Raw genomic sequence first — 25,990 nt, forward strand, 5'->3', positions numbered from 1 at the left:
TACTCTTTTCAGTTAAACAATACCAAAAAGTACACGTGATGTAAAGTTGAACCGCCGTATACGGAACCGTACGTACGGTGGTGTGAGAGGACGAATAATCATTTAATGATTATTCTCCTACTCGATTTTGATCTTTGGATAAGGATTTCGCTACCTATGTATACGTACCTCTAAGTGATATTGACGGTATTTTCAAGTGAACGAATGACTAGGTATTGCTTAGATGGTAGTGTTTCTTGTCTTAAATAACGAAGAAATCGATCATTTGAAATTCAGAAGTGTAAAAAGAAAAATTGTGAAGACTGTCACTTCGAAGAAAAGATTAAGAAAACATCCGTTTTATAAAAATCATTTGACGCTTCACTTAAAGTTTTGTATATTATTGTTACTAAATTGTAGGGGAGAGACGAAATGGACAGCGACAGTGACGAGCATCAGAAGATGACTCACTATCTTATTATGTAAATAGGAACCAGACCGAGACCTGTTAAATATTAAGAGGTCCTATTTGTGTATAATTATTTAGATAATGAGGAGAAGAATAAAAATTGATGAATGATAAACAAGATTACTTATTGACTACGAAGGAATTACTAGAAAAATATGAATTAGAAGCTCTAGAAATTGGTCAAACAAGTAAAAATGTAGAAAAGAAATTAAATCGGGATGGTAAAAATGAATTAAAGAGTGAGCGAACTTCTAAGTGGACGATGTTATTAAGGCAGTTTCATAATATGATTATTTATATTCTAATGGGCTCTGCTTTATTAACATTGTTTATGGGGCACGTATCCGATGCTATTATTATAGGTTTGGTGGTAATAATTAATGCACTGATTGGCTATTACCAAGAAGCGAGTGCTTCGGATGCGTTGGAAAAAATAAAAGCCATGCTAACTTCTGAAGCGACCGTCTATCGTGATGGTTTGCGTCAGGATATCCCAAGCGAAGACTTAGTCGTTGGAGATGTGGTTTTCTTAGAAGCGGGTGATAATGTACCCGCTGATTTGCGAATAATTGAGGCGGACAACTTAAGAATTCAAGAATCTGCTTTGACTGGTGAAGCGGATTCAATTGCAAAGACAGAAGATGCGTTAAGTGATGAGAATCGACCTTTAGCCGAACGTACGAATTTAGCATTCGCTTCCACTTCAGTAACGAATGGTAGCGCGATGGGGATTGTCATTGCAATTGGTGAGAATACGGAAATTGGTAAGATTTCTCAAGAAGTAAATAAGACAGCGCATCGCAAAACACCGTTAATGAAAGAGATTGATCATTTAGGCAAAGGAATTACCTATGTGATTATAGGAATCGCAATTGCCCTGTTTATATTTAGTTTGGTGCTAGAAACGTATTCCTTATCAGTCTTGTCACTAGCTGTGATTACCATGATTGTAGGTTCGATTCCTGAAGGGCTTCCAGCAACGACTTCTGTGGTTTTAGCGATGGGTGTAAATGATATGGCAAAAACAAAGAATACCATTGTTAAAACCCTTCCGGCAGTTGAAACACTGGGTTCAGTAAATGTGATTGCAACAGATAAAACGGGCACGTTGACTAAAAATGAAATGACTGTTAAGAAAATGATTTTAAAAAATGCGATTTATGACATCACAGGAGATGGGTATGCACCTGAAGGAAAGGTTTTAATTGAAGGGAAGGAAGCCCCTCTTACAGATGAAATGAAGTTGTTTTTAGAATCGGGATATGAAGCAAATGATACGATTTTAATTAATGAAGAAGAGAACTGGATAATCAACGGGGAGCCGACAGACGGAGCATTCTTGACCTTATATCACAAGATAATTTCGAAAAAAGAAAAGCCAAACTATGTAGAAATTGATATGTTACCCTTTGATTCTGATTATCGATACATGGCGAAATTGGTAGAAAATAAGCATGGTCAACGTTATCTTTTTATTAAAGGTTCACCAGATAAGTTATTTCCAATGGCTAAAAATGGCATGCGTGCATTCGATGAAGGATACTGGGGAAATTATGTCGAACAATTATCTTCAGAAGGGCAACGTGTGGTAGCGGTTGGTTATCAACTCGTTGATAAAAAAAATACGACGATTACTCATGAATTGTTAGAATCGGGTATACAGTTACTAGGATTAGCGGGGATTATTGATCCACCACGTGAAGAAGTCATTGATGCTTTAAGACAGATGAATCGAGCGGGTGTAGCAGTTAAAATGATTACCGGAGATCACCCGGTTACTGCAAAAACAATTGGTGAAACTTTAGGCTTGGCACCTGTGATTCGTGTGATTACAGGACCTGAACTAGACAGCATGTCAAAAGAAGATTTTTCTAACGCAGTAATAGACCATCAGGTATTTGCAAGAACGACTCCTAAAAATAAACTGGAAATTGTAGAGGCCTTACAAGAAAATGGGCTAGTTACAGCTATGACAGGTGATGGAGTAAACGATGCTCCTGCACTTAAAAAAGCGGATATTGGAGTAGCGATGGGGATAAAAGGAACCGATGTCGCTAAAGATTCTGCAGATATGATTTTGGCAGATGATAACTTTGGCACAATGGCAATCGCAATTAAAGAAGGGCGTCGTATTTATGATAATATCAAGAAGAGTATTTTGTTCTTGTTACCCACTTCGTTTGCTGAAGGGTTGATTATTGGATTGACGATTTTGATGCAAAAAGAAATGCCCTTACAACCAACTCAGTTACTCTGGATTAATATGGTATCGGCCATCACCATACAATTTGCCTTTATCTTTGAACCTGCAGAATCAGGTATCATGGATAAAAAACCACGTCAATCGAATGGTCAGTTATTAAGCAGAATGGATATCATCCAAATGGCAATCGTATCTATTTTAATGGCGGGTCTGAGTTTAGTTGCCTATGAATGGTTCTTGGCTCAAGGGTTAAGTCAAGCTTTATCGAGCACTTTGATGATTAATATTTTAGTTATGAGTAAGATCTTCTATTTATTTAATATTCGAACATCGAAGCCAGCCATGTCGAAAGCATTCTTTACGAATAAAATGGCCTTTATTATTATTGGCGTCATGCTTATTTTGCAGCTGTTGTTAACCTATGTTCCATTCATGCAAAGAGCCTTCCAAACAGATAGTATTTCTATGATGGGATGGATTATTTCGTTTGTTTCGGGACTCTTGATCTTAGTGGTTTCTGAGGTCATCAAATTCTTTAAACCAAGATTCCATTAAAAGGCAGTTTTATTCATGCTTAGAAGTAGTGAGTGTCTTTCATTTTAGACAAATACAGGCGTCACGACACCGAAGAATTCACTCGGAGTTGTGACGCCTGTTTAAATTTGAATTATTCCGCTGACAAGGCGGCCATGGTAATGTAGTTATAAGGCTGATTGAAGTGTGGTAAGAAGAAGATGTCTAATAACTTTAATTTATCAATCGTTACTTTTTCTTCAATCGCTAATGAGAACATGTGAATACCCATTGAAATGTCTTCCGTTGAGGCAATTTGAGCACCAAGGACACGACGGGTTTTGCCATCATAGACAATTCGGATTTTTACTTTGCCGTTTTCTTTAATGAAGCCTGGTTTTTGTAAGTCTTCAAATTCGGTATATTTGACATCGTAACCGGCTTTTTTAGCTGCTGCGACATTTAATCCGGTAGAGACCATGTTGTAACCATAAATCGAAATGCCGTTTGAACCTTGAACGCCGATGGATTCTAATGGTGTACCACAAACGTTGTGTCCTGCGACAATTCCACTACGCACAGCATTTGTTGCCAGGGCAATATAAGTGGTTTCTTCCGTTGCGTTACTATAAATGGTTGCACAATCGCCAACAGCGTAGACGTCAGGTAAGCTGGTTTCTTGTTTTAAGTTGACAAGGTAAGCGCCGTTTTTAAATGTTGCTAAGTGCTCTTTTCCTAGTTGGTTGTTTGGTGTGAAACCAATGGCCATAATGACTAAATCAGCTTTATAGGTGCCTTTGTTAGTAACAAGTTCGGTTACTTTGCCATTTTCACCAACAAATTCGCTGACTTGTTCATCGTAATGTGTTTGGATACCATTTTCTTTTAAGACCTCATCCATGTCTTTTGTAAACCATGGATCGTAGTAAGTGCTAAGACAAGTGTCGGCTGCGTCGAATAAGCGCACATTTTTACCGCGTCGTTGAATCGCCTCGGCCATTTCTACCCCGATGTAGCCGGCACCAATTACTGCAACTTCTTTAATATTGGGATTGTCGAGTGCGGCATCTGCAACTTGAGAATCTTGAAATAATTTCACAAATTGAACGTTGGCTAAATCTGTTCCTTTCAAATTAGGAGCGATAGGGGCGGACCCTGTTGCTAGAATTAGTTTGTCGTAGGTTTCTTCGATGGTTTCGCCTGCTTTTGTTTTTGCTGTGACGGTTTTTTTATCAAAATCAATGGACTCAACGGTTGTTTCCATTAAAATTCGCGCGCCTTTTGCTTCAAAAGCGTCTTTGTTTGTATAAAACAAATGTTCATACGAATCAATTTGGCGACCGACCCAAAGAGCGGTCCCACAACCTAAGTAACTTAGATTTGTGTTGCGATCGATGATGGTTAATTCATTGTTCGGGTAGTGATCCAAAATGGTATTTGCTGCGGCAATTCCTGCATGGTTAGCACCAATTAATAAAATTTTGCTCATGAATGAAGCACTCCTATCTTTTTCATCTTTTTTAAAAACTCAAAGCTATCATAAATGAAAAACAATTGTAATTCAAAGGAATATGAGATAGAAGAAGGAAATTTATAAAAAATAAAATAATTTCATTTTTAGCTATTTCACACCGTTAAAAACAAACAAAATATTTTTTGTTGAATAATAATTAAATATAAATCGTTATATAATTGTGTGAAATCATTTAGAGGCTTGTCACTTTTGTTCCTTAAACAAAAGAAAGGGTGAAGGTGCTTCGTTTTGTTTTTTATATTTTGGTAAAATGGATGAAAATATGGCGAAAATTAGCAAGTTTTATTTGTTCACAGGACGAATATCATGTATGATTTACGAGGAAATCGAAATCGAGTAAGGGTGGTGGGATGAATGCCAAAAACGCCAAAAGAAAAAATGTTAGAAATTATTCAAAAAAGACAAGGTGGAGGCCGTTCAAAAGAAATGGCTGCACCAAAAAATGATCGTAGAAATATGCGAAAAGGTCCAAAGATTTTCAATAAATAAAGAAACTTCCTGGTAGGGGAATTTTTTATGAATAAAATCCCAGAGGTTGCGGTACATGCAACCTCTGGGATTTTGTTTTCCTCTTTTAAAATTGACTAAAAGGGATAGTTGGATCTGTGAATTTTTCGACGTCGAGTGGCCGATTTTGATCCATAAAAGCAGCGACCTCTTTGCGTGGTTCCCCTTCGTTTGCAAAGAAGATGGCAAGGGGATAATTGTCAGCATCGACATAGGCAAGTGTGAAGGTACGTTCTTCTAAAGAGCCACGGACCAGTATTTGCTCCCAAGTGAGTGCGTGGCCTAAATATTCAAAGGTTTGATCATATTCGTCGGTCCAGAAATAAGGCCGAACCTTATAGGGGTGACTCTTAGGGGTAATTAAGTTCTTGGCAACTGCTCGACCATGGGCACGGGCGTGTTCCCAATGTTCGACATGGATGCGTTCTCCTTGGTAAGGCCATACGGTACAGTCACCGGCAGCGTAAATATCGGGAATCGATGTCTCGCCGTATTCATTGACGACAATGCCGCGTTCGACTTGTAGATCAGGATGGGACAAGGATGTATTTGGAAGAACGCCAATGCCGATAATAACCATCTGACAAGGAATGACACGTCCGCTAGCTGTGACGGCGCCGGTGACGTTGCCAGCTTCGTCTTTGGTGAATGCTTTTAAATCTTCATTGGTGAGGAGGGTGACACCGTGTGCCTGATGCATTTTGGTGAAATAACCGGAAGCGGCTTCGCCTAAAATACGCCCTAAAGGATAGGAGGCATGCTCAATCACCGTGATGTTTCGGCCAAACTGTGAGAGAGTGGCCGCGAGTTCGAGGCCGATAAATCCTGCACCAATGATGACGATTTCTTGGGATTTTTGTGCTTGCTCTTTGATTTTAAGGGCGCTATCAAAATCGCGCAAGTAAAAAATTCCTTGGGCATCAACGCCTGGTGCTTCGAGCGTGCGCAAAGTGGAACCGATGGCTAATACTAAACGATCATAGGCGATGGTTTCTCCTTGGTCGGTTTGGATGGTTTTTGTTTCTGGCTGAATGCGAGTAATGGTTGTTTGAAGTTTTAATTGAATCTTTTGCTCGAGATAGTAGGTCTCAGGTGCTAAAAGTGGTGGCGTGAATTGTTCTTTATCGTGTAACCATTCTTTAGACAATGGGGGTAGATCATAGGGTAACGTTGCTTGTTGATCGATTAAGGTGATGGCGCCTGTGTATCCTTCTTGACGCAATGCTTTTGCGGTGTGAAAACCAGTAATGGAGGCACCAATAATGACAATGTGTTCATTCATTTGAATTCGCTCCTTTTAATGAAATAATGGGTAAAACGATCTTGCTTCTTTTATTATACGCGTCAGTTCGTGAATAATCACGTAAAGTGTTTGTCATCTTTTATATCAAATGATAAAGAAAATATCAAAAATTTGTATTATTAGCCGAAGCTTTCTATACTGAAAGAGTAACGTGGTGCGCGAGTGCTTCGTTTGGAAAATAAGTTAACGGAAGGTGAAGAACATGGATGAAAGCAAACGCGAGAAACAGTTATTATTGAACCATTTTCCCGAATTAATGGAAAACCCACAAGCCTTAACAGAAAAATTAGCTGAAATGGGGCAATTAGAGGAAGCCGTACGAACGTTAATCCGTTTTTGTGGGGATGATTCGGAACGTGGTGGCGTAATTGAAAGTCCGTATCGTTTTGTCAAAGCCTTTTTAGAATATACAGAAGGTTACCGAGAAGAACCAAAACAACATTTAGAAAAAGTATTTGATGTTCCTCATCGAGAGTTAGTCCTTGTCAAAGAAATTGAGTTTTATTCGATGTGTGAGCATCATTTTGCTCCTTTTTTTGGCGTCGCACATGTGGGGTACATTCCCAATGGAAAAGTTACCGGTTTGTCAAAAATTGCGCGTATGGTGGAAGGATATGCACGTCGCTTTCAAGTGCAAGAACGTTTGACGGCACAAATCGCAGATGCCTTGGAAGAAGTGTTGACACCAGCGGGAACGATGGTTGTGATTGAAGCAAAACACATGTGTATGTGTAGTCGGGGAATAAAGAAATCCAGTGCCATGACGACAACGTCTGCTGTGCGAGGGATTTTTAAAGAAGAAGCTGACTCTCGGGCAGAATTTTTATCGCTCATTAAAAACTAAACGAGTAAAAATCGTGAAAGGGGACAAGTGAAATGAAAGACAAAGTGGCATTTGTGACCGGTAGTGCGACAGGTTTGGGGAAAATGACGGCAATTGCCCTAGCCAAAAAAGGGGCGCACGTGGCGATAAACTATGTGCATAGTCAGTCAGAGGCCCAAGCGACCGTAGCTTATTTGCAAAAAGAATATGGCGTTCAGGCGCTTGCTGTTCAAGGTGACATGGGAAAGGCAGAGGATGTCGCTCGTGTTGTGGCAGAAATTGAAACACAATTAGGTGCCATTGCGATTTTAGTGCATAATGCGGGACCGTTTGTAGGTGAGAAAAAAACGCTCAGTGCCTATGATTTCGATGAATGGCACCGTATGATTGCTGGGAATTTAGATAGTGCGTTTTATCTTTTAAAGGCGACCTTACCTGCAATGCAAACGGCGCAGTGGGGGCGCGTCGTCTTTTTGGGCTTTGACCGAGTCGGCCAAGCGCCTGCCTGGAAACATCGCGCTGCTTATGCGGCGGCTAAAAGTGGTTTGGCTTCCTTGATGCGAACATTGGCTTTAGAAGAAGCACCCAATCAAATTACGATGAACATGGTTTGCCCAGGTGATATTGTCGGCGGCATGAAGGAAGCAACGATTTCGGCGGTCAAACAGCAACAACCTCGACCAGAAGTTGGGGAAGATATCGCGCGAACGATTGCCTTTTTATGTGAAAATGATTCAGACAAAATTTCCGGTACCATCATTGAAGTAACCGGGGGCCGTGATATTTTAGCCAAGCGCAATCAATAAAAAAATGCAAAGAGGCTTCGCGTGGGTTATTCCGGAAGCCGTGCTTTTTGATTGCTTGGCGATTCGCTACTTACGAAGCATAGGAAAAGTAAGCAGTGAATCGCCATCTGGCTAGTTACTTTTTTAGATTTCAGTTATAATAAACGAAGCATGATTAAAGGAGCGATTTCATGGAGTATTTATTGGAGTTAACAAAAGAATTGACAACCATTCCCTCACCCACGGGATTTACCGAAACCATTGTTGAATTTTTATCGAAAAAATTAACAGCGGTGGGCTATGAACCACAGATTAATCGTAAAGGAAGTTTAATCGTCACGGTTCCGGGAAAAAACACGAAGCAGCAACGTTTTATTACGGCCCATATTGATACCTTAGGCGCCATTGTTCGTGCAGTGAAACCGGACGGACGCTTGAAAATGGATTTGATTGGTGGTTTTCGTTACAACGCGATTGAAGGGGAGTATTGTACCGTTTATACGCAAGACGGCAAAGAAATTACAGGTACGATTCTCATGCATCAAACGAGTGTCCATGTGTATCAAGATGCCGGAACAGCGGAACGCAATCAAACAAATATGGAAATTCGTTTGGATGAGAAAGTAACAAATGAAGAAGAAACACGAGCTTTAGGAATTGAAGTGGGTGATTTTATTAGTTTTGATCCACGCACGGAAATTACAGCGAATGGGTTTATTAAATCACGGCATTTAGATGATAAGGTCAGTGCGGCGATTTTACTGACTTTCTTAGAAAAAATCAAAGAATCTGCGTTGGAATTGCCTTATACGACTTGTTTCTTTTTTTCTAATAATGAAGAAATTGGCTATGGTGGCAACTCGAACATCGATGAAAAAGTGGTTGAATATGTCGCGGTCGATATGGGAGCGATGGGGGATGACCAGCAAACCGATGAATACACGGTCTCCATTTGCGTCAAAGATGGCTCGGGTCCTTATCATCTAGGGTTGCGTAATCACTTTGTTGCTTTATGTAAAGCCAATGAAATTCCATTTAAATTAGATATTTACCCGTTTTATGGCAGTGATGCCTCGGCGGCGATGCGTGCCGGAGCAGATGTGAAACATGGGTTAATTGGTGCAGGAATTGAAGCAAGCCATGCTTATGAACGGACCCATCGTGAGTCGATTGAAGCGACTTACCGCTTGGTTGAGAACTACTTATTTAGTGACATGATTTAGATTTGAATGAAAGGAGCGATGAGGGAAAACTTGTCGTTCTTTTTTTGTGGATAAGTTGAGCATTGGAAAAAGGTGTCGTTTTCCACAGTGGATAACTTTCGAGTGGAGCTAAAAAGAATGAGAATTTCGTCATCACTAACTGTTCGTATGAAGGAAAAAAGCAGAGGATTTGAAAGACTATTCACAAGTGTTTTGTATAATTATGCATTAGCAATCAAATGAGAAAGTCCTTAAAACGAATGCCTTTGTTTTTTTGCAATTGAAGAAAAGAGCCACCTCCAAAAATGGAAGTGGTTCTTTTTAATAACCTGTGGTTAAATCGACTTGGTTACGTGCCAAGCTTGCTGTTTCAACATAGCTTTTTAGATTCTCACTATAAATGGTCATAATATTTTTTTGGAAGTGACGCACGAGTCCAGAAATATGTGGCGTAATGAGGACATCGGGTCTCGTCCAAAGGGGACTGTCTGGAGTCAATGGCTCTTCTTCAAAAACGTCTAATCCAGCAAATCCAAGTTTTTTGCTTTCTAAGGCTCGAATTAATGCAGCGGTGTCAACACTTGGGCCACGGCCGACGTTAATAAAACTTGCGCCAGGTTTGATTTTTTCAAAGAAAGCATCATTGTAAAAGTATTTGGTTTCTTTGGTTAAGGGCAAGATATTTACAATGATATCAAAATTTGGCAAGTGCTCGAATAGCTCACTTTGTTTATAAACGGCCGAGAAATGCTCGAATTGTCGTCCACTACGATTGACTCCAGCGACTTCCATTCCTAGACCTTCTGAGACGAGTGCTAAACGTTGGCCAATTTTACCAGCACCGATGACCAGCATTTTTTTGCCAGCTAATTCGTCATAAGGAACGTCGGTATGTGGTAACCAGACTTTTTTTTCCTGCGCTTGGATGGCTGTTTGGATACCACGAAACCGAGCCAGAAGCATCGCGAGAACAGATTCTGCAATCGGGATTGCATGAATGCCGCTCATATTGCTGAGGAAAATGCCTTTTTCTTCTAATTTTCTCAGATCGAGATAGTCGACTCCAGCACTATTGGCTTGGATCCATTTGAGTGGACTTTGTTCGAGTGCGAGAATTTCTTTCCCGAGTATAGGATCCCAACCAAGCATCACCTCAACAAAAGGGAGTTCCTCAGTCGTTGGGGGCTGTTCTGCATTGCGAAAGGTATAGTTAGGCGCAATTTGTTGCAAGGACGCTTGATGTTCCGCGTGTAATTCTTGGACGATATAAATGATTTTTTTGTTCATCGATACGCTCCTTTATTCTTTGATACTCTTAGTGTAACAAATTATGAAAGAAGTAGAAAATCATTGACTGTGGTAAAATGAATGAAAAGTTGAGGAAATCTGAGAAAGGGGGAGAACGATGCGAAAGAAAAGTGTCTATTATTCGTGGGCTTGGCTAGGAATTTTGCTCCTTATTTTAGGAATCATTTTTTCAAGTATTGCTTTTGGAATGCAGTGGTTGCCACTTGATTTTCATTCGATGACGGATCAAATCAAAGGGGAGGCACCGGCACATCAGTTGGAAGGGCTGCGCCATTTTCGTTTGATTTTTCTAGCGGCGTTTGGCTTACCTGCTTTTATTTTAGTGATTAGTGGTGTCAGTGTGATGGCGTTACAAAAGAGAAAAGAAAAACAAGCGCAAGAATTGAAACAAAATGGGAAAATGGTCCTTTGCCAACAATTTGATGTGGCTTATTCTTCGATCCAGGTGAATCATCAATATAAATTGTATGTCACTTGTATCTATACGGATCAAAAAGGACGGTCGTTTCGCTTTAAAAGTCGAATTTTGCGCTACGATCCACGCCCACTTCTTATTGATGGCGTGAAAGTCTACTATGACCGTCACAATCAGAGTCGTTATTTCGTCGATATTGATGGCAGTATGGGCGATGTTTATGAATGATAATGGACGCACTCGATCGAAAGAAGGGATTTCATGCCAAACATTCGTTGGTTTTTCTTTATTTTTATTCTTTTCTTGTTTTTATTTGTAGGGAGTCTGATCCTATTGGTTTATGTGGTTCCAAAATTTGGTCTTTTTCTGATCAGACCTTTCTTTTCAACTACAAAAGGGCCAACAGATGAAGTGGCTTATCAAGTCGCTGCTGCGCGCGTTCATCAATTGAAGGAAAAGCACTATCCCTCCGCTGCGCCGCAAAACACCTTTGACCTCTATATGCCAAAAGGGATTCATGCTCCCGTCCCTCTCATCATTTGGGTGCATGGCGGAGGATTTATTGGTGGCGATAAGTCTCAGATAGAAGAATTTGCCACACGTCTTGCCGCGGATGCTCAGATGGGGGTAGTTGCCATGAATTACGCACTGGCACTGAATGCGTATTATCCGACCCTCCTGCGACAATTAGACGAGCTGTATCAAGCGCTTGTCAGTCAATCGAATCCATACGCCATGTTTGGATACCACGCGTTTTTTTTTAGGTGGCGATAGTGCAGGTGCGCAAATCGCCTTACAATACGGCATACTGCAAACGAATGGGAGATATGCCAATCAATTAAAGTTGCAGCCCAAAATTCCCCCAACACATCCACGTGGCGTGGTGTCTTATTGTGGCGTTTTAGATTTAAAGCAAGCCACTAAAAGTCCAACAAGCAATTGGGTGATGCACCTGTTTTTTCAAATGATTGGTCATGCACTTACTGGTACACGAAAATGGCGCAAGAATCGAGTACTTGAAGAGGTGCACTTGGTTGCCCACGTGACGAACGATTTTGTCTCCACTTACTTGACAGACGGGAATACTTTTTCGTTTTCTCAGCAAGGCCTGTTGTTCGCCAAACGCCTAAAACAACTAAAAGTTCCTGTGACGACTCTTTTTTTTCAGTCGAATCAAAAAAGAATCCTGCATGAATATCAATTTAATTATGCCTTACCAGAAGCCAAACAAGCTTATCAACAAACCATTGACTTTATCAAACAGTATCAATAAAAAAGAAAGAGGGAAGAAGATGTCATTATTATTGTCACCAGTGAAAATTGCACAATTAGAATTGAAAAACCGGGTTGTTTTGCCTCCAATGTGTATGTATGAAGTCCATCAAAAAGATGGTGTCTTAACCCCGTTTCATATGGCTCATTACGGTGCACGGGCGATTAGCCAAGTGGGACTGATTATTATTGAAGCAAGTGCCGTCCAGCCAGATGGTCGTTTAACCGATCAAGATTTAGGTTTATGGAATGAAGAACAAGGTCAACAATTAGGTGAATTGGTTGAGCATCTTCATTTTCTAGGAGCCAAAGTTGGCATCCAACTAAATCATGGTGGCCGTAAAGCCAAGGATGCGGTGCAGCCGATTGCTCCTAGTCCGATCGCTTTTAGTGAAGCCTATAAAACACCAAAAGAGATGACGATATTCGATATTCAGCAAACACAGCAAGCGTTTATCACGGCAACGAAGCGAGCAATCAAAGCAGGCGTTGATATGGTTGAACTTCATGGCGCTCATGGGTACTTAATGGCAGAATTTTTATCACCAACTACGAATCAACGAACCGATGAGTATGGCGGCAGTTTAGAAAATCGTTACCGTTTTGTCAAAGAAATCATCCAAGAAATTCGCAGTTTTTATTCGGGGTCTTTATGGATTCGTCTATCTTTGACAGATTATACGACAGCGAATCAGCAAAACAACTTGGCTGAGTGGCAAGAAATCGGACGTTGGCTAGAAGCAGATGGGATTGATTGTATCGATGTTTCGACAGGCGGCTTACTGGATCGTCAGCCAGATATCCCCGTTTATCCAGGCTACCAAGTACCTTATGCGACAGCAATGAAAGAAGCAGTGACGATTCCTGTAACCGCAGTCGGCATGCTTGATAACCCAGGTCTGTGCGAACACTTATTACAAACGAAGCAAACAGATTTAGTTGCGATTGGCCGAGGACTATTGAGAAATACGAATTGGCTAGCGGATGCCGCACAGCAATTGCACGATCAAGCGTTTAAAGTCTTTAATCATTCGTATCTCAGAGGACAGGGGTAGGGGTTCTGAAAAGTAAAAAGAAAAGAATTTTTTCAGCAGTAGTCATCTGATTTGTCATCGACTGATGCAGAAAATTCATTAGGAAAGGGAGGAGTGGAAGCACGCTGCCCTTTTTTTAATTGTGAATTATGATACGATACAATTATCAAACAAAGTAAAGGAGCTTCTCAATGACTAAAAAAACCTCAATGCAAAAAATTAATGAATTCCGCGATGCTCGTAATTGGCGACCCTTTCACAACGAAAAAGACTTGGCTATTTCGGTGACGCTCGAAGCTAGTGAGTTACTAGAGCTGTTCCAATGGAAAACCCCAGAAGAAGGGACAGCAAACTTAGAACGAGTGAAAGAAGAACTGGCAGATGTTTTAATTTATTCGTATATGATTGCGGATAATTTAAACTTAGATATTGATGAAATCATTGCCGAAAAACTAATGAAAAATGCACAAAAATATCCAGTAAAGAAAGATTAGGAGGTCTTTTTATGGAAAAAATTTTTGTTAGCCCAGGAAAATATGTGCAGGGGAAAAATGCTTTAGAGACCGGCTTGCATCATTTGACGGTACTCGGTCAAAGGGCTTTATTACTATGTGATGCGTTTGTTTATCGCCTCGCCGGAGAAAAATTACAAAAAGCTTTAGAAAATCAAGGACTATTTGTCTTACTCGTTTTTTTTCATGGTGAATCTTCCGTGCATGAAATCCAGCGAGTCAGCCAACTGGGCGCAGAAAATTATTGTGATTTAGTTATTGGTTTAGGTGGGGGAAAAACGTTAGATGTAGCAAAAGGTATCAGTGATCAACTGGAAGTTTCGGTGGCTATTTTACCAACGACGGCTTCAACGGATGCACCAACTTCAAGGATTTCCGTTATGTATTCAGATGAGGGAGTGTTTGAAAAATATGTTTTTTATAAAAAAAATCCAGAGCTCGTCTTAGTAGACACGCAGCTTATTTGCCAAGCACCTGCCAAATTATTAGCAGGTGGCATTGCAGATGCTTTAGCAACATGGGTGGAAGGCCGCTCGATTATTCAACATGCTGGAAAAATGTTGATAGGGGGCTTACCAACGCTTGCTGCTCAAGCGATTGCCCAAAAATGTGAGGAAATCCTCTTTGAAAATGGTTTGAAGGCGATGGTTGCGAACGAAGCGAAGGTTGTGACGGCAGCTTTTGAAGCAGTGGTGGAAGCCAATACCCTTCTCAGTGGCTTGGGGTTTGAAAGTTGCGGATTATCAATTGCACACGGGATTCACAATGGTTTTTCCACACTCCAAGGGGACATCCACACTTTAAGTCATGGGGAAAAAGTCGCTTATGGAACCCTCACGCAACTAATGATTGAAAACGCACCAAGGGAAGAACTAAATCGTTACATTCAGTTTTATCAAGAGTTAGGCCTACCTACGACTTTAGAAGAAATGCAGTTATCCAAGACTTCAAAGGAAGAATTATTCCAGATTGGCGTGGTCGCGACCAACGAAAACCAATCAAGCCAACAGATGGGACGCGTTTTTACAGCGGAAGAAGTAGTTGCTGGCTTACTTGCGGTTGATCGGTATGTGAAAGTTTTGTCATGATATAAGGAATATTTGATAGCAATCTCACAAATGAACAAGGATAAAAAACGAACGAAAGGTTGATTCTTTTCACCTCTTCAATGATTCTCATTGTTTTTTTATAACAAAGATTGTAAAATGATGAGAGGAAAATGAAAAGGAGAGGTGAAAGTTGGTATGGGGAAATATTTAGTCTTACAAACAGACTTTGGCTTAGGGGATGGAGCGGTTAGTGCCATGCATGGTGTCGCTCGCATGGTGAGCAGTGACATCGCGATTAGCGATCTCACGCATGAGATTCCTCCGTATGATATTTGGGTGGCATCGTATCGCTTGTATCAAACTGTCAAATATTGGCCCAAAGGAACAGTCTTTGTCTCGGTTGTTGACCCAGGGGTGGGTAGCACGCGTCGTAGTATTGTCTGTAAAACGCAGTCAGGACATTATATTATTACGCCGGATAACGGGACGTTGACGCATATCCATCACTATGATGGCATTGAGGAAATCCGTGAAATTGATGAAGTGACGAGTCGTTTGCCGCATTCAGAAGAAAGTCATACTTTCCACGGTCGAGATATTTATGCCTACAATGGCGCGCGTTTAGCAAGTGGGGAGATTACTTTTGAGACTCTTGGTGCAGTCATTGGAATTGAGAGCATTGAAATGTTGGAAATTGAAGAAGCAAAAATTGAAAAGAATCGCTTAACGGGGAGCATCGATGTCTTAGACGTGCGTTTTGGTTCGCTATGGACGAATATTCCACTCGATTTTTTCAAGCAGGCACAGATTGCCCATGGCGATTTACTCCAAGTGACGATTTATCATCAAAGGAAAAAAGTGTATCAAAACTTGCTGCAATTTGCGAAATCTTTTGCAGATGTTCAGATTGGCGAACCCTTAGTTTACGTGAATTCTTTAGTGAATATAGGAATTGCGGTCAATCAAGATTCGTTTTCGGATCTCTATCATATTGGTACGGGCATTGATTGGCAATTAGAGTTGCGCAAAGCGAAGAAGATTATTTTTGAGGAGGAAACAAAATGAAGAAGGAACTTTCAGTTAAGACAATTGTAGCAATCGGAATTGGTTCAGCGGTTTTTGTGATTTTAGGACGATTTGCTGTGATTCCGATTTTTACGAATACGAACCTAGAAACGTCTTATCCTTTCTTGGCTCTGATGTCGGTCATCTATGGACCTGTTGCCGGGGCATTGATTGGTCTGATTGGACATACATTAAAAGACTTTACCACATATGGTAGTGCTTGGTGGAGCTGGATTGTATGTTCAGGAATAATAGGCTTGATTTATGGCTATGCAGGTCGTAAAATTGACTTGAAACAAGGTGTTTTCGGTAAAAATGAAATCATTACTTTTAATATTTATCAAATTGTAGGAAATGCCGTCGTTTGGGGTCTAATCGCACCAAGCTTAGATGTTTTGATCTATAGTGAACCAGCAAATAAAGTCTACACTCAGGGACTTATTTCTACGGGATTAAATATTCTTGCTGTTGGCGTGATTGGCACGCTATTAATGAAGGCTTATGCAGCTACGCAAATGAAGCAAGGTAGCTTAAAGAAAGATTAGATGGACTGAATAGCCGAGTGAACAGACTCGGTTTTTTGTTTGTCGTTGATAGAGAGCTACTGAATACAAGGGAGAGAAAGATGGGAAAACCAATTATCAGTTTTAAAGATTTTACTTTTCAATATCATAGTCAATCAGAACCCACTTTGAAAAACGTGAATTTGACGATTTATGAAGGAGAAAAAATCTTAATCGTTGGTCCTTCAGGCAGTGGGAAATCAACTTTCGCCAACTGTATCAATGGATTGATTCCAAATCAGTATGCAGGAGAGATCACTGGAGAAGTCGTCATTGACGGGAAACAATTAGTGGAACATTCATTATTTGATTTGTCTTTTAGTACGAGTACGGTTTTACAAGATACCGATGGGCAATTTATTGGACTGACCGTCGCAGAAGACATCGCCTTTGTCTTAGAAAATGATACCGTCTCTCAAGAAAAAATGAAGGAACAAGTTGCCTATTGGTCTGAAGTGGTCGACGTAAATGGACACTTGGACAAACGTCCCCAAGATTTATCGGGTGGACAAAAACAGCGGGTGTCAATGGCGGGCGTTTTAATTAATGAAGCTCCGATTTTGTTATTTGATGAGCCTTTAGCGAACTTGGATCCAGCAGCTGGAAAAGAGGCGATTCATTTAATTGATCGGATTCATCAAGAGAGCGCAACAACAGTGGTGATGATTGAACATCGTTTAGAAGATGTGTTAGCGTGTGCCGTGGATCGGATTATCATTTTCAACGAAGGAGAAATCATTGCCGATCAACAGCCAGATGTGTTGTTGAAAACAAATCTTTTAACAGAAAGTGGCATTCGCGAACCACTTTACATTACGGCCATGAAAGCGGCTGGAGTGGACTTGGATCGAGTGGACCATCTCTCCAATTTACACAAAGTTCAGGGGTCAGATTTACAAAAGACGCTAGAAACTTGGCAGGCGGGAACGTCTTTACGACAAAAATCAGTTAAGCAAACACCGCTTCTGTCCTTAGAAAATATTAGTTATCGTTATCGAAAACAAGATGCTTTTGTGTTGGATGATTTAACGACAACACTCCATCAAGGAGAAAAAGTTAGCATTGTCGGACGCAATGGTGCGGGCAAGTCAACGTTATTTAAAGCAATCTGTGGTTTTATTTCTGCCAAAGGAAAAATGACGTGGCAAGGCAAGGACCTTACGAAAGAGTCAATAAAAGAACGGGCGGATAAAATTGGTTACGTCTTACAAAATCCTAACCAAATGATTTCACAAAAGATGATATTTGATGAAGTTGCACTGGGCTTGCGTTTACGCGGTGTGTCTCAAGCAGAAATTACTAAGAGAGTGGAGAAGGTACTGACGGTTTGTGGACTGTATCCTTTTCGAAATTGGCCGATTGCGGCTTTAAGTTACGGGCAAAAAAAACGTGTCACGATTGCATCAATTTTAGTCTTAGAACCAGAGATGTTGATTCTTGATGAACCAACTGCAGGCCAAGACTATCACCACTACACTGAAATGATGGTTTTTTTGGATGAACTCAATCGACTGGGAAAAACGATTGTGATGATCACCCACGACATGCATTTAATGCTGGAGTATAGTGAACGAACCTTGGTGATTAATGATGGAAAAGTCTTTGCGGATGGCACGCCAATCGAAATTTTGACAACCCCCTCCTTAGTGAAGGAAGCTTCATTAAAAGAAACCAGTCTTTTTGTCTTTGCTCAAAGAGTCGGACTCGTAGATCCCATTGGTTTTACGCAGCGTTTCATTGATTTTGAAGAAGGAGTGAAGTCGCGATGAATGAACAGCAAACACTCGGTTATCACCCAAATAATACAATGATTCATCGTTTGAATCCGACAGCTAAATTACTGTTTCTGTTAATTGTTTCGGTCGCCTGTATGACGACCTACGACACCCGTTTTTTATTTTTCGTTAGTCTTTTTTCCATGGCGCTCTTTCCTCTTGCTCAGATTAAATGGAATCAAGTCTCTTTTGTTTTGAAATTTATTGCCATTTTTTCTTTCTTAAATTTGCTTACCGTTTATCTATTCGAACCCGAATATGGGGTGAAATTATATGAAACGCGGCATGTAATTTTTATGGGAATTGGTCGCTTTACATTGACGCAAGAACAAGTTTTTTACTTATTCAACTTAGTCTTAAAATATGTTTGTACCATTCCTTTAGCGCTGGTTTTTTTACTGACAACAAATCCAAGCTCCTTTGCTTCAAGTTTAAGTAAAATAGGTGTCAGCTATAAAATTAGTTATGCTGTTTCCTTGGCTTTGCGATACATTCCGGATATTCAAGAAGAATTTTTTACGATTTCTCAAGCGCAACAGGCAAGAGGCTATGAGATGTCGAAAAAAGGAAAATTACTTCAACGAATGAAGGGGATTGCGCAAATTATTGTTCCTCTCATCTTTTCTAGTTTAGATCGAATTGAGTTGATTAGTACGGCGATGGAGCTTCGCCGTTTTGGCCAAAAGAAAACCCGCACATGGTATGTGGAACAACCGTTTAAAAAAGTCGATTTTTTGGTAGTTCTTGTTGCCATTTTCTTATTTTCTTTGAGTTTGTGGCTCTTTCAGATCAATCAAGGTCGCTTTTATAATCCCTTTCATTCGTGAAGCGAACGATAAAAAGGGATATGATAAAAGTCGTTTGGCTCTAAGAAACTGGAGAGAAATTCGAACAATTGGCTTTTTCAATTGCTCGGATTTCGTGAAGTTTCCGAAAGAGCAGACTTTTGTTGCCCGCTTATCCGGCAAACGTTCGTAAAATACCAGGGGACTGTGACATCTGTCGCAGCCCCTTTTATTTTTTTTCGAGTGCAATGATTTGACGAACAAAAAGAAAAGCGTTATGATTATCTCGAATTCGAAATGAAACGGATATCTTTCTCGACCGGATGTAACCATAAGTCGAATCAGTTGACGGTTTTAGAAATTTATTTTACTATTATCTCGAATTCGAAATTAAAAAATGAATGTCCACAAAAAGTGCGTTCAAAAAATAAAAAGGAGTTACTCTCTATGTCAAATTTTATTAATCTTTTAGAAAAACGTCGCTCAATCTATGCCATTGGCAATGATTTACCATTATCTGAGGATGCAGTAACAGCACTCATTCAGTCCGCAGTGAAAGCAAGTCCTTCTGCTTTTAATTCGCAAACTTCTCGCGTAGTCATTTTAATGGGTGACGCACATCAAAAATTATGGAACATCGTTGAAAATACGTTAAAACCATTAACACCAGCGGAAGCATTTCCGAATACACAAGAAAAATTAGCAAGCTTTGCAGCAGGTAAGGGAACGATTTTATTTTTTGAAGACACGGATGTTGTAAAATCGCTACAAGAGCAATTTGCTTTATATGCAGACAATTTCCCGATTTGGTCAGATCATTCTACCGGTATCGCACAACATTCTGTTTGGGTCGCTTTAGCAGAAGCCAACATTGGTGCAAGTTTACAACATTACAATCCAATTATTGACGATGAAGTTGCAGCAACTTGGAATATTCCAGCGAGCTGGAAATTAACGGCTCAAATGCCCTTTGGTTCAATTAAAGCAGAAGCTGGAGAAAAAGAATTTATGGCAGACGATGCGCGTTTTATGGTCATTAAATAATTATCGCTTATTTGCACGAAGGAAACAGACAATTCCTGTCTGAACTTCGTGCTTTTTTATGTTAAAATAAAAGAAAGCGTTTTAAATAACAGGAGGAGGAATTTTGATGGAAATTACTTTTCATGGGCATTCGGTTGTTGCGATTGAATTGAAAAATGGGATACGATTACTCATTGATCCATTTATTTCAGGGAATCCAGTCACCGATCTAGTTGCTGAAGAAGTGCAAGCTGATTATGTACTGATTACTCATGGACATAATGACCACGTAGGCGACATGGTTGAAATCGCCAAGAAAAATAACGCAATGGTGATTAGTATGGTGGAAATTTGCGACTTTGCAGAAAAACAGGGAGTGAAACAGACACATGGGATGAATATTGGCGGCAGTTTTGATTTTCCCTTTGGACGTTTAACGCTCACTCCTGCAATTCATAGTTCAAGTTATACCTTGACAACTGGAGAGAATCTCTACATGGGACTTGCGGCAGGTCTGCTATTAGAAATCGAAGGAAAAACCATTTATCATGCGGGAGATACGGCAGAATTTCGCGACATGGATTTGTTAGGTGAAAACGCAGCTATCGATGTGGCTTTTTTACCTATCGGAGATAATTTCACTATGGGGCCTAAAGAAGCCCTGCGTGCAGCGCAGCGTATAAAAGCCAAGAGGGTCGTACCAATTCATTACAATACATTTCCTGTCATTGAGCAAGACGGCCAAGCGTTTGTGGACAAACTACCGGGAATCGGTCAATGGTTAGCAGTCGGTGAAAAGATTTTCCTTGACAATTGAAAAAGTGTTCGTTAAAGTGTCATTAAGTTCATATGAAACGTTGATGAGAAGAGTAACGATTGCCTTTGTTTGATAGAGACCTCTGGCTGGTGAAAAAGAGGAACAAAAAAATCGTGAAGATGAGCTCAGAGTTTTTTATCAGGTTCACGCTTGATAAACGGGTGCGACCGTTATTTCGCCAAGTTTATTTCGAACTGTTGAGATGTTTTTTGTAAAAAAAGCATGAATTTGGGTGGTAACACGGAAGAATCCGTCCCTTTGTCGCAAGTATTTTGTGGCAAAGGGACGGTTTTTTTATTTTTAGAACAGATAAAAATCAAGGAGGAAGAAACAAATGGCAGAAGTAGAAAGTTTTACATTGGATCACACGAAGGTAAAAGCGCCTTATGTCCGTTTAATTGCAGAAGAAAAGGGAAGTAAAGGCGATGTCATTGCGAACTATGATCTACGTTTTTTACAACCAAACGAGAAAGAATTACCAACAGGTGTCGTACACACGTTTGAGCATTTACTGGCTGATTTATTACGGGACCGTATCGATGGCATTATTGATATCTCACCCTTTGGCTGTCGAACGGGCTTTCATTTAATCACATGGGGGGTACCAAGTGCGGCGGAAGTGGCGAAACAATTAACAGAAGTTTTGACAATCATTGCCAATGAAATAAAGTTTGAAGACATTCAAGGAGTGAGTATTGAAAGTTGTGGCAATTACCGTGACCATTCGCTTTTTGGAGCGAAAGAATATGCCAAGATTATTCTTGAAGAAGGGATTAGTGAAGATGCTTTTGAGCGTCGCGTAGTGAAGTAAGTGGCTGTTTAAACAAGTGGTGCTTGTTATTGCAAAAAAATCCTCATCCCTTTGGTTAAGTGATGAAGAGAGAGAAGCATTAAGAAAAGGGGAATGAAAAATGAAAAGAAAAAGGATTGGTTTGTTTTTAACGGTTAGTTTTTTATTGCTGAGTGCGTGTGGGGCAAAACCCGAAGCAGCGACACCTAATACAAAGGCGAAAGGAGCAGAGACTGTTATCATCGGTTCTGTTGGATCGGATGCAGAAATTTGGCGTTTTATTGCACAATCAGAAGCAGCCAAAAAAGCTGGTATTCAAATTGAAGTCAAGGATATTACTGGGGGTCCAATTACAAATACGGCAACAACCGATGGGGATGTTGATGCAAATGCCTTTCAATCGATTGGTTATCTAGAGAGTTTTAATGAAGCGAGTCCTGAGAAATTGGTTCCAGTGGCGACAACTTATGTAGAACCCATGGGGATTTACTCGGAAAAATTTGATTCGATTGAAGCCATCACTGACGGTGCAACCGTCGCCCTCGCGGACAATCCATCGAATACCACGAGAGGGTTACGTTTGTTAGAAACCGCAGGCTTAATCAAGTTAAAGCCTGATTTTGATGATGGCATTGGCACGCCAGATGATATTATTGAGAATCCGAAACAGTTACAGTTTACGTTGATTGATGATTTAACAGGCCCTCGAGTATTACCTGACGTGGATGCAGTTTTAATTGGGAATACCATTGCTTTAGAAGGCGGCTTAAATGTTTTATCCGATTCAATTTTTCACGAAGAAGCCAATACCGCGCTTCGTGCAACGATTAATGTCATTGTTGTAAAAGAAGGACGTGAAGACGAAGAAAAACTTCAGGCCTTAGGTGACTTATATCATGCCCCTGAAGTCCAAGCTTATTTAGACGAGAAATTTGAAGGGACAAAAGTTCAAGTTCAGACACCAATTTCAGAAGTGTGGGGGAATTAAGGTGAAAATTGCAATTATTGCGGCTATGAAAGAAGAGCTCGCACCTTTTCGTGAGTATTACGCATCAAAAGTTATTTTTCAAAAAGGGAAGACAATCATTGAAGAAGTAAATGACAACTTATACTTGGTCGAGTCAGGCATTGGCAAAGTCAACGCTGCGGCAACGAGTACGTGGTTGTGTGAAAAAGTCCGACCTGATTTAATCATTAACACGGGATCGACGGGGGCTTTTTGCAAAGAAGTGGCATTAGGTGATTTCGTGTGCACGGATCAATTTGTTTATAGCGATGTCGATGCCACAGGGTTCTCTTATGACTTTGGACAAGTTCCGCAAATGCCGGCCAGCTATCCAGTTTCACCGATATTTCTTACTAAAATTCAACAAATACTAGAAAAGTCTGCGGTGCCCGTCCATGTGGGGACCATTGCAACGGCTGATTCTTTTATGAGCGATGAAGAAAGGATTGAATCCATTCGTCAAAAGTTCCCACGATTACTTGCTTCTGACATGGAAAGTTGTGCGATTGCTCAAGTGGCTTCTTTTTACGCTCTTCCTGTGATTAATTTACGTGGTGTTTCAGACCACGTTGGTTCCAATGCACCGGAAACCTTCGAAATGAGCCTTGCATTGGCAGCGCAACGAGCCTTTCAAGGGGTAAAAGCCTTGATTGAAGAATGGTAAAGAAAAAGTGAAAAAATGTCTTCCTTTAACAGTTTAAAAGTGTCGTGCTTTTAAGCAATTAGAGGAAGACTTGTTTTTTGGTATTCTATAAGAAGTAGTCATGTGTGTTTCACGTGAAACATTGAAGTTATTTTGGTAAATCCGTTAAAAGGACTTCTTTCCCTTGAAAAACGGCTAATTCTTTCACGTCAAACTTTTGTAACATTTGAGTCATTTCAGGGAAAAGAAGTGCGTAATCTTCAGCCACATGAGCATCAGAACCGAGAGTGAATAACTTTCCACCTAGACTTTGGTACAAAGGAATTGCATAGTGATAGAGGTGAGCGTTCTTATAACGTCCAAAACTTTTTGCATTGATTTCTACTGCGAGTTCGCGTTGAATGGCTAGACGAAAAATCCGAATGAGCGCCTTTTCAAAATGTTCTTCAAGTTCTTTCTCGCTAAAATCAAAACGACGGAGACCGTATTCAAAGTGCGTTAAAATTTGACCTTCAGGGAAATGGGTTAAAACATCTTCCATTTGTTCAAAGTACATTTTGGCAACTTCAAACTTATCCATTGTTAGGACTCGATCATCCATATAATCGAAATGCCCATTTTGATGAATGCTTAAGAGTTTTAAATCGTAAGGATGCTTTGCTAAATAATCCATAATTTGTGTTTCTTGTCCCGGAACGACTCCTAGTTCGATACCTTTTAGGAAGGTCGTTGCGTATTGCTCTTGTAATTGGTTAAGTTTGGTTGTTAAAAGGTGATAATCAGGAATATCGTCTTTAAATCCAGTTCCTGCATTATTTAAGTCAAAGTGATCGGTTGCCACAAAAAAATCGAGCGGGGAACCGAGATAGTTTTCAAATTTTTCATCAGAGTCAAAGGATAAAAAAGTATGCAAATGTTGGTCATAGTATTTCATAAAATCCCTCCTTGCAACAAGAATAGCATAAATCAAAGAGAAGCCATAGTTCAAAAAAAAGGAAACGTTTTCTATTTTTGAAAGAAAGGCCTATCAAGATTTCGTGAGAAGCGTTATACTAGAAGAAAATCATTGAATGAGGTGGGGAAATCGTGCAAGTGAAAGAAAATCGTTATGAAAAAATGAACAATCGTTTTGTTGGTCAATCGGGTTTAAAGTTGCCCTTAGTTTCTCTCGGTTTATGGCATAATTTTGGGGATGTCGATCCCTTAAGTAACCAAAGAGCCTTAATTTTTAAGGCCTTTAATGCCGGAATCACCCACTTTGATTTGGCCAATAATTACGGGCCGCCCGCAGGTTCAGCAGAAAGGAATTTTGGTCGGATTTTAAAAGAAGATTTGGCGCATTATCGTGATGAAATGATTATCTCCTCGAAAGCCGGTTATTATATGTGGCCGGGACCTTATGGTGAATGGGGATCGAAAAAGAGTCTATTTGCAAGCTGCGATCAAAGTTTAAAACGGCTAGGATTAGACTACGTGGATATCTTTTACCATCATCGACCAGATCCCAACACGCCTCTAGCAGAAACCGCTCATGCATTGGATTTACTGGTCAAACAAGGGAAAGCTCTTTATATCGGGATTTCCAACTATTCCGCAGAAGAAACGAAAGCGATGACGACATTGTTGAAAGAACAAAAAACGCCATTTATTATTCATCAACAAAAATATAATTTGATGGAACGCCAACCGGAAGAAGGTTTGTTTCAAGTCTTAGAAGAGGAAGGGATTGGTGCAATTACGTTTTCTCCCTTAGCGCAAGGCTTACTCACAGATCGTTATTTAAATGGCGTGCCAGCAGACTCAAGAGCAGCAAGTCCGAATAGTCCTTTCTTATCAGAGGAAAGAGTTGTTGAAACTCTCGAAACAGTTATCGGGTTAAATGACATCGCTCAGCAACGAGGGCAAACCTTAGCTGAAATGGCCTTGGCCTGGAATTTGCGTTCAGAAGTCGTAAGTAGTGTTTTAATTGGTGCTTCAAAGGTTTCTCAGTTGGAACGCAACTTAAAAGCATTAGATAATCTTGCTTTTTCAGCGGAAGAATTACAAAAAATTGACTTACTTACAAAGAAATAGGAAAGAAGGAAGCATTATTTTTAGGATAGAACCTGTTAGCACATTACAAGACGCCCGAATTATCGATGAACTCGTTCAAGAAATTTGGCCAGAGATTTATATTCCCGTTATTGGAGAAGAACAAGTGAATTATATGTTGAAAACCTATCAGTCTTTAGAAAATATCCAACAAGATATCGCCAAAGGAGATGCTTATTTTGTCTTGTATGAAGGACAAATTCCGATAGGCTATACAGCTTATCGTGAGCTTCCGGGTGTGTTGTATTTAAGTAAACTGTATTTGCATAAAGAGACCCGGGGGAAAGGTTATGCTAGCCAAGTTTTTAATTGGTTAGAAGAACTAGGAACCGGGAAGACCTTGCGTTTAAACGTCAATAAGTACAATCAAGGTGGGATTGCTGTCTATGAACATCGTGGCTTCCAGTGTGTCGAAGCTTGCCAAATTGATATAGGCGAAGGTTATGTCATGGATGATTACGTCTATGAAAAGGATTTAAGTTAACAATAAAGAAGAAAACTGGGAAAGGAAAACTTTTCTCAGT

26 protein-coding genes and 1 other annotated feature are annotated in these 25,990 nt (G+C 40.2%); of the genes, 22 read left to right on the top strand and 4 right to left on the bottom strand.

What is annotated here, in order from left to right; translation table 11 throughout:
• Positions 1-551 precede the first annotated feature (551 nt).
• The gene (locus ACYSNO_RS11610; RefSeq protein ID WP_461731244.1) at positions 552-3,206 is read left to right on the top strand and encodes an HAD-IC family P-type ATPase; all 2,655 of its coding nucleotides are present in this window, start codon (positions 552-554) and stop codon (positions 3,204-3,206) included.
• A gap of 112 nt (positions 3,207-3,318) precedes the next feature.
• Here the strand turns inward: ACYSNO_RS11610 and nox are convergent, their stop codons facing one another.
• A complete protein-coding gene (gene nox / locus ACYSNO_RS11615; RefSeq protein ID WP_461731245.1) occupies positions 3,319-4,653 on the bottom strand; it encodes a H2O-forming NADH oxidase in 1,335 nt (444 codons plus the stop codon).
• Between the two features lie 399 nt (positions 4,654-5,052).
• Here nox and ACYSNO_RS11620 point away from each other — a divergent pair, with 399 nt between their 5' ends.
• A complete protein-coding gene (locus tag ACYSNO_RS11620) occupies positions 5,053-5,187 on the top strand; it encodes a hypothetical protein (RefSeq protein ID WP_461731246.1) in 135 nt (44 codons plus the stop codon).
• 85 nt (positions 5,188-5,272) lie between these two features.
• On the opposite strand, the gene ACYSNO_RS11625 is transcribed toward ACYSNO_RS11620, so the two are convergent.
• On the bottom strand, positions 5,273-6,487 hold the full coding sequence (locus ACYSNO_RS11625) for an NAD(P)/FAD-dependent oxidoreductase (RefSeq protein ID WP_461731247.1): 1,215 nt from the start codon (positions 6,485-6,487) through the stop codon (positions 5,273-5,275).
• Positions 6,488-6,764: 277 nt separating this feature from the next.
• Between ACYSNO_RS11625 and folE the strand changes: the two genes are divergently transcribed.
• From folE to ACYSNO_RS11640, 3 genes are all read left to right on the top strand, one after another.
• Complete coding sequence (gene folE, locus ACYSNO_RS11630; protein WP_461731303.1) at positions 6,765-7,352, top strand: GTP cyclohydrolase I FolE; 588 nt, start codon at positions 6,765-6,767, stop codon at positions 7,350-7,352.
• A gap of 32 nt (positions 7,353-7,384) precedes the next feature.
• Positions 7,385-8,137: an SDR family oxidoreductase gene (locus tag ACYSNO_RS11635; RefSeq protein WP_461731248.1), complete on the top strand. Its 753-nt coding sequence runs from the start codon at positions 7,385-7,387 to the stop codon at positions 8,135-8,137.
• A 170-nt stretch (positions 8,138-8,307) separates the two neighbouring features.
• Positions 8,308-9,339 (top strand): M42 family metallopeptidase, encoded by a 1,032-nt coding sequence (locus tag ACYSNO_RS11640; protein WP_461731249.1) that lies wholly within the window; start codon positions 8,308-8,310, stop codon positions 9,337-9,339.
• A gap of 300 nt (positions 9,340-9,639) precedes the next feature.
• On the opposite strand, the gene ACYSNO_RS11645 is transcribed toward ACYSNO_RS11640, so the two are convergent.
• Positions 9,640-10,605: a phosphoglycerate dehydrogenase gene (locus tag ACYSNO_RS11645; RefSeq protein WP_461731250.1), complete on the bottom strand. Its 966-nt coding sequence runs from the start codon at positions 10,603-10,605 to the stop codon at positions 9,640-9,642.
• A 118-nt stretch (positions 10,606-10,723) separates the two neighbouring features.
• Between ACYSNO_RS11645 and ACYSNO_RS11650 the strand changes: the two genes are divergently transcribed.
• The 15 genes from ACYSNO_RS11650 to ACYSNO_RS11720 all read left to right on the top strand — a co-directional run bounded on the left by ACYSNO_RS11650 (position 10,724) and on the right by ACYSNO_RS11720 (position 23,396).
• The gene (locus ACYSNO_RS11650) at positions 10,724-11,269 is read left to right on the top strand and encodes a hypothetical protein (protein WP_461731251.1); all 546 of its coding nucleotides are present in this window, start codon (positions 10,724-10,726) and stop codon (positions 11,267-11,269) included.
• A gap of 33 nt (positions 11,270-11,302) precedes the next feature.
• Complete coding sequence (locus ACYSNO_RS11655; protein WP_461731252.1) at positions 11,303-11,815, top strand: alpha/beta hydrolase; 513 nt, start codon at positions 11,303-11,305, stop codon at positions 11,813-11,815.
• Positions 11,751-12,314: an alpha/beta hydrolase gene (locus tag ACYSNO_RS11660; protein ID WP_461731253.1), complete on the top strand. Its 564-nt coding sequence runs from the start codon at positions 11,751-11,753 to the stop codon at positions 12,312-12,314. The genes ACYSNO_RS11655 and ACYSNO_RS11660 overlap by 65 nt, the downstream gene beginning before the upstream one ends.
• A gap of 19 nt (positions 12,315-12,333) precedes the next feature.
• Positions 12,334-13,368: an oxidoreductase gene (locus ACYSNO_RS11665; protein WP_461731254.1), complete on the top strand. Its 1,035-nt coding sequence runs from the start codon at positions 12,334-12,336 to the stop codon at positions 13,366-13,368.
• 170 nt (positions 13,369-13,538) lie between these two features.
• Entirely contained in the window at positions 13,539-13,841 is a 303-nt protein-coding gene (locus tag ACYSNO_RS11670) for a nucleotide pyrophosphohydrolase (protein WP_461731255.1), read from the top strand.
• An 11-nt stretch (positions 13,842-13,852) separates the two neighbouring features.
• Positions 13,853-14,947: a glycerol dehydrogenase gene (locus ACYSNO_RS11675; RefSeq protein ID WP_461731256.1), complete on the top strand. Its 1,095-nt coding sequence runs from the start codon at positions 13,853-13,855 to the stop codon at positions 14,945-14,947.
• A gap of 156 nt (positions 14,948-15,103) precedes the next feature.
• Complete coding sequence (locus tag ACYSNO_RS11680) at positions 15,104-15,973, top strand: SAM hydrolase/SAM-dependent halogenase family protein (protein WP_461731257.1); 870 nt, start codon at positions 15,104-15,106, stop codon at positions 15,971-15,973.
• The gene (locus ACYSNO_RS11685) at positions 15,970-16,518 is read left to right on the top strand and encodes an ECF-type riboflavin transporter substrate-binding protein (protein WP_461731258.1); all 549 of its coding nucleotides are present in this window, start codon (positions 15,970-15,972) and stop codon (positions 16,516-16,518) included. The genes ACYSNO_RS11680 and ACYSNO_RS11685 overlap by 4 nt, the downstream gene beginning before the upstream one ends.
• An 80-nt stretch (positions 16,519-16,598) precedes the next feature.
• The gene (locus tag ACYSNO_RS11690) at positions 16,599-18,305 is read left to right on the top strand and encodes an ABC transporter ATP-binding protein (RefSeq protein ID WP_461731259.1); all 1,707 of its coding nucleotides are present in this window, start codon (positions 16,599-16,601) and stop codon (positions 18,303-18,305) included.
• Positions 18,302-19,138: an energy-coupling factor transporter transmembrane component T family protein gene (locus tag ACYSNO_RS11695; RefSeq protein WP_461731260.1), complete on the top strand. Its 837-nt coding sequence runs from the start codon at positions 18,302-18,304 to the stop codon at positions 19,136-19,138. The genes ACYSNO_RS11690 and ACYSNO_RS11695 overlap by 4 nt, the downstream gene beginning before the upstream one ends.
• Positions 19,139-19,543: 405 nt before the next feature.
• Complete coding sequence (locus ACYSNO_RS11700) at positions 19,544-20,140, top strand: nitroreductase family protein (protein WP_461731261.1); 597 nt, start codon at positions 19,544-19,546, stop codon at positions 20,138-20,140.
• Between the two features lie 106 nt (positions 20,141-20,246).
• Positions 20,247-20,936, top strand: a complete 690-nt coding sequence (locus ACYSNO_RS11705; RefSeq protein ID WP_461731262.1) for a metal-dependent hydrolase — start codon at positions 20,247-20,249, stop codon at positions 20,934-20,936.
• A 31-nt stretch (positions 20,937-20,967) separates the two neighbouring features.
• Positions 20,968-21,197, top strand: a binding site (T-box leader).
• 73 nt (positions 21,198-21,270) lie between these two features.
• Complete coding sequence (locus tag ACYSNO_RS11710) at positions 21,271-21,747, top strand: S-ribosylhomocysteine lyase (protein ID WP_461731263.1); 477 nt, start codon at positions 21,271-21,273, stop codon at positions 21,745-21,747.
• Positions 21,748-21,847: 100 nt separating this feature from the next.
• Positions 21,848-22,714, top strand: a complete 867-nt coding sequence (locus ACYSNO_RS11715; protein ID WP_461731264.1) for a MetQ/NlpA family ABC transporter substrate-binding protein — start codon at positions 21,848-21,850, stop codon at positions 22,712-22,714.
• A 1-nt stretch (position 22,715) separates the two neighbouring features.
• The gene (locus ACYSNO_RS11720; protein WP_461731265.1) at positions 22,716-23,396 is read left to right on the top strand and encodes a 5'-methylthioadenosine/adenosylhomocysteine nucleosidase; all 681 of its coding nucleotides are present in this window, start codon (positions 22,716-22,718) and stop codon (positions 23,394-23,396) included.
• Positions 23,397-23,523: 127 nt separating this feature from the next.
• Here ACYSNO_RS11720 and ACYSNO_RS11725 read toward each other — a convergent pair whose 3' ends face one another.
• The gene (locus tag ACYSNO_RS11725) at positions 23,524-24,309 is read right to left on the bottom strand and encodes a PHP domain-containing protein (protein WP_461731266.1); all 786 of its coding nucleotides are present in this window, start codon (positions 24,307-24,309) and stop codon (positions 23,524-23,526) included.
• 149 nt (positions 24,310-24,458) lie between these two features.
• Here ACYSNO_RS11725 and ACYSNO_RS11730 point away from each other — a divergent pair, with 149 nt between their 5' ends.
• Together ACYSNO_RS11730 and ACYSNO_RS11735 are read left to right on the top strand one after the other, a co-directional pair.
• The gene (locus ACYSNO_RS11730) at positions 24,459-25,448 is read left to right on the top strand and encodes an aldo/keto reductase (protein ID WP_461731304.1); all 990 of its coding nucleotides are present in this window, start codon (positions 24,459-24,461) and stop codon (positions 25,446-25,448) included.
• On the top strand, positions 25,426-25,950 hold the full coding sequence (locus ACYSNO_RS11735) for a GNAT family N-acetyltransferase (protein ID WP_461731267.1): 525 nt from the start codon (positions 25,426-25,428) through the stop codon (positions 25,948-25,950). Before ACYSNO_RS11730 ends, ACYSNO_RS11735 begins: the two co-directional genes overlap by 23 nt.
• Positions 25,951-25,990 lie beyond the last annotated feature (40 nt).

This window comes from Enterococcus sp. LJL98 (assembly GCF_054871745.1).

Coding starts and splice junctions, on each gene's coding strand:
- ACYSNO_RS11610 (WP_461731244.1), top strand. CDS start 552: ATGAATGATAAACAAGATTACTTATTGACTACGAAGGAATTACTAGAA.
- nox (WP_461731245.1), bottom strand. CDS start 4,653: ATGAGCAAAATTTTATTAATTGGTGCTAACCATGCAGGAATTGCCGCA.
- ACYSNO_RS11620 (WP_461731246.1), top strand. CDS start 5,053: ATGCCAAAAACGCCAAAAGAAAAAATGTTAGAAATTATTCAAAAAAGA.
- ACYSNO_RS11625 (WP_461731247.1), bottom strand. CDS start 6,487: ATGAATGAACACATTGTCATTATTGGTGCCTCCATTACTGGTTTTCAC.
- folE (WP_461731303.1), top strand. CDS start 6,765: ATGGAAAACCCACAAGCCTTAACAGAAAAATTAGCTGAAATGGGGCAA.
- ACYSNO_RS11635 (WP_461731248.1), top strand. CDS start 7,385: ATGAAAGACAAAGTGGCATTTGTGACCGGTAGTGCGACAGGTTTGGGG.
- ACYSNO_RS11640 (WP_461731249.1), top strand. CDS start 8,308: ATGGAGTATTTATTGGAGTTAACAAAAGAATTGACAACCATTCCCTCA.
- ACYSNO_RS11645 (WP_461731250.1), bottom strand. CDS start 10,605: ATGAACAAAAAAATCATTTATATCGTCCAAGAATTACACGCGGAACAT.
- ACYSNO_RS11650 (WP_461731251.1), top strand. CDS start 10,724: ATGCGAAAGAAAAGTGTCTATTATTCGTGGGCTTGGCTAGGAATTTTG.
- ACYSNO_RS11655 (WP_461731252.1), top strand. CDS start 11,303: ATGCCAAACATTCGTTGGTTTTTCTTTATTTTTATTCTTTTCTTGTTT.
- ACYSNO_RS11665 (WP_461731254.1), top strand. CDS start 12,334: ATGTCATTATTATTGTCACCAGTGAAAATTGCACAATTAGAATTGAAA.
- ACYSNO_RS11670 (WP_461731255.1), top strand. CDS start 13,539: ATGACTAAAAAAACCTCAATGCAAAAAATTAATGAATTCCGCGATGCT.
- ACYSNO_RS11675 (WP_461731256.1), top strand. CDS start 13,853: ATGGAAAAAATTTTTGTTAGCCCAGGAAAATATGTGCAGGGGAAAAAT.
- ACYSNO_RS11680 (WP_461731257.1), top strand. CDS start 15,104: ATGGGGAAATATTTAGTCTTACAAACAGACTTTGGCTTAGGGGATGGA.
- ACYSNO_RS11685 (WP_461731258.1), top strand. CDS start 15,970: ATGAAGAAGGAACTTTCAGTTAAGACAATTGTAGCAATCGGAATTGGT.
- ACYSNO_RS11690 (WP_461731259.1), top strand. CDS start 16,599: ATGGGAAAACCAATTATCAGTTTTAAAGATTTTACTTTTCAATATCAT.
- ACYSNO_RS11695 (WP_461731260.1), top strand. CDS start 18,302: ATGAATGAACAGCAAACACTCGGTTATCACCCAAATAATACAATGATT.
- ACYSNO_RS11700 (WP_461731261.1), top strand. CDS start 19,544: ATGTCAAATTTTATTAATCTTTTAGAAAAACGTCGCTCAATCTATGCC.
- ACYSNO_RS11705 (WP_461731262.1), top strand. CDS start 20,247: ATGGAAATTACTTTTCATGGGCATTCGGTTGTTGCGATTGAATTGAAA.
- ACYSNO_RS11710 (WP_461731263.1), top strand. CDS start 21,271: ATGGCAGAAGTAGAAAGTTTTACATTGGATCACACGAAGGTAAAAGCG.
- ACYSNO_RS11715 (WP_461731264.1), top strand. CDS start 21,848: ATGAAAAGAAAAAGGATTGGTTTGTTTTTAACGGTTAGTTTTTTATTG.
- ACYSNO_RS11725 (WP_461731266.1), bottom strand. CDS start 24,309: ATGAAATACTATGACCAACATTTGCATACTTTTTTATCCTTTGACTCT.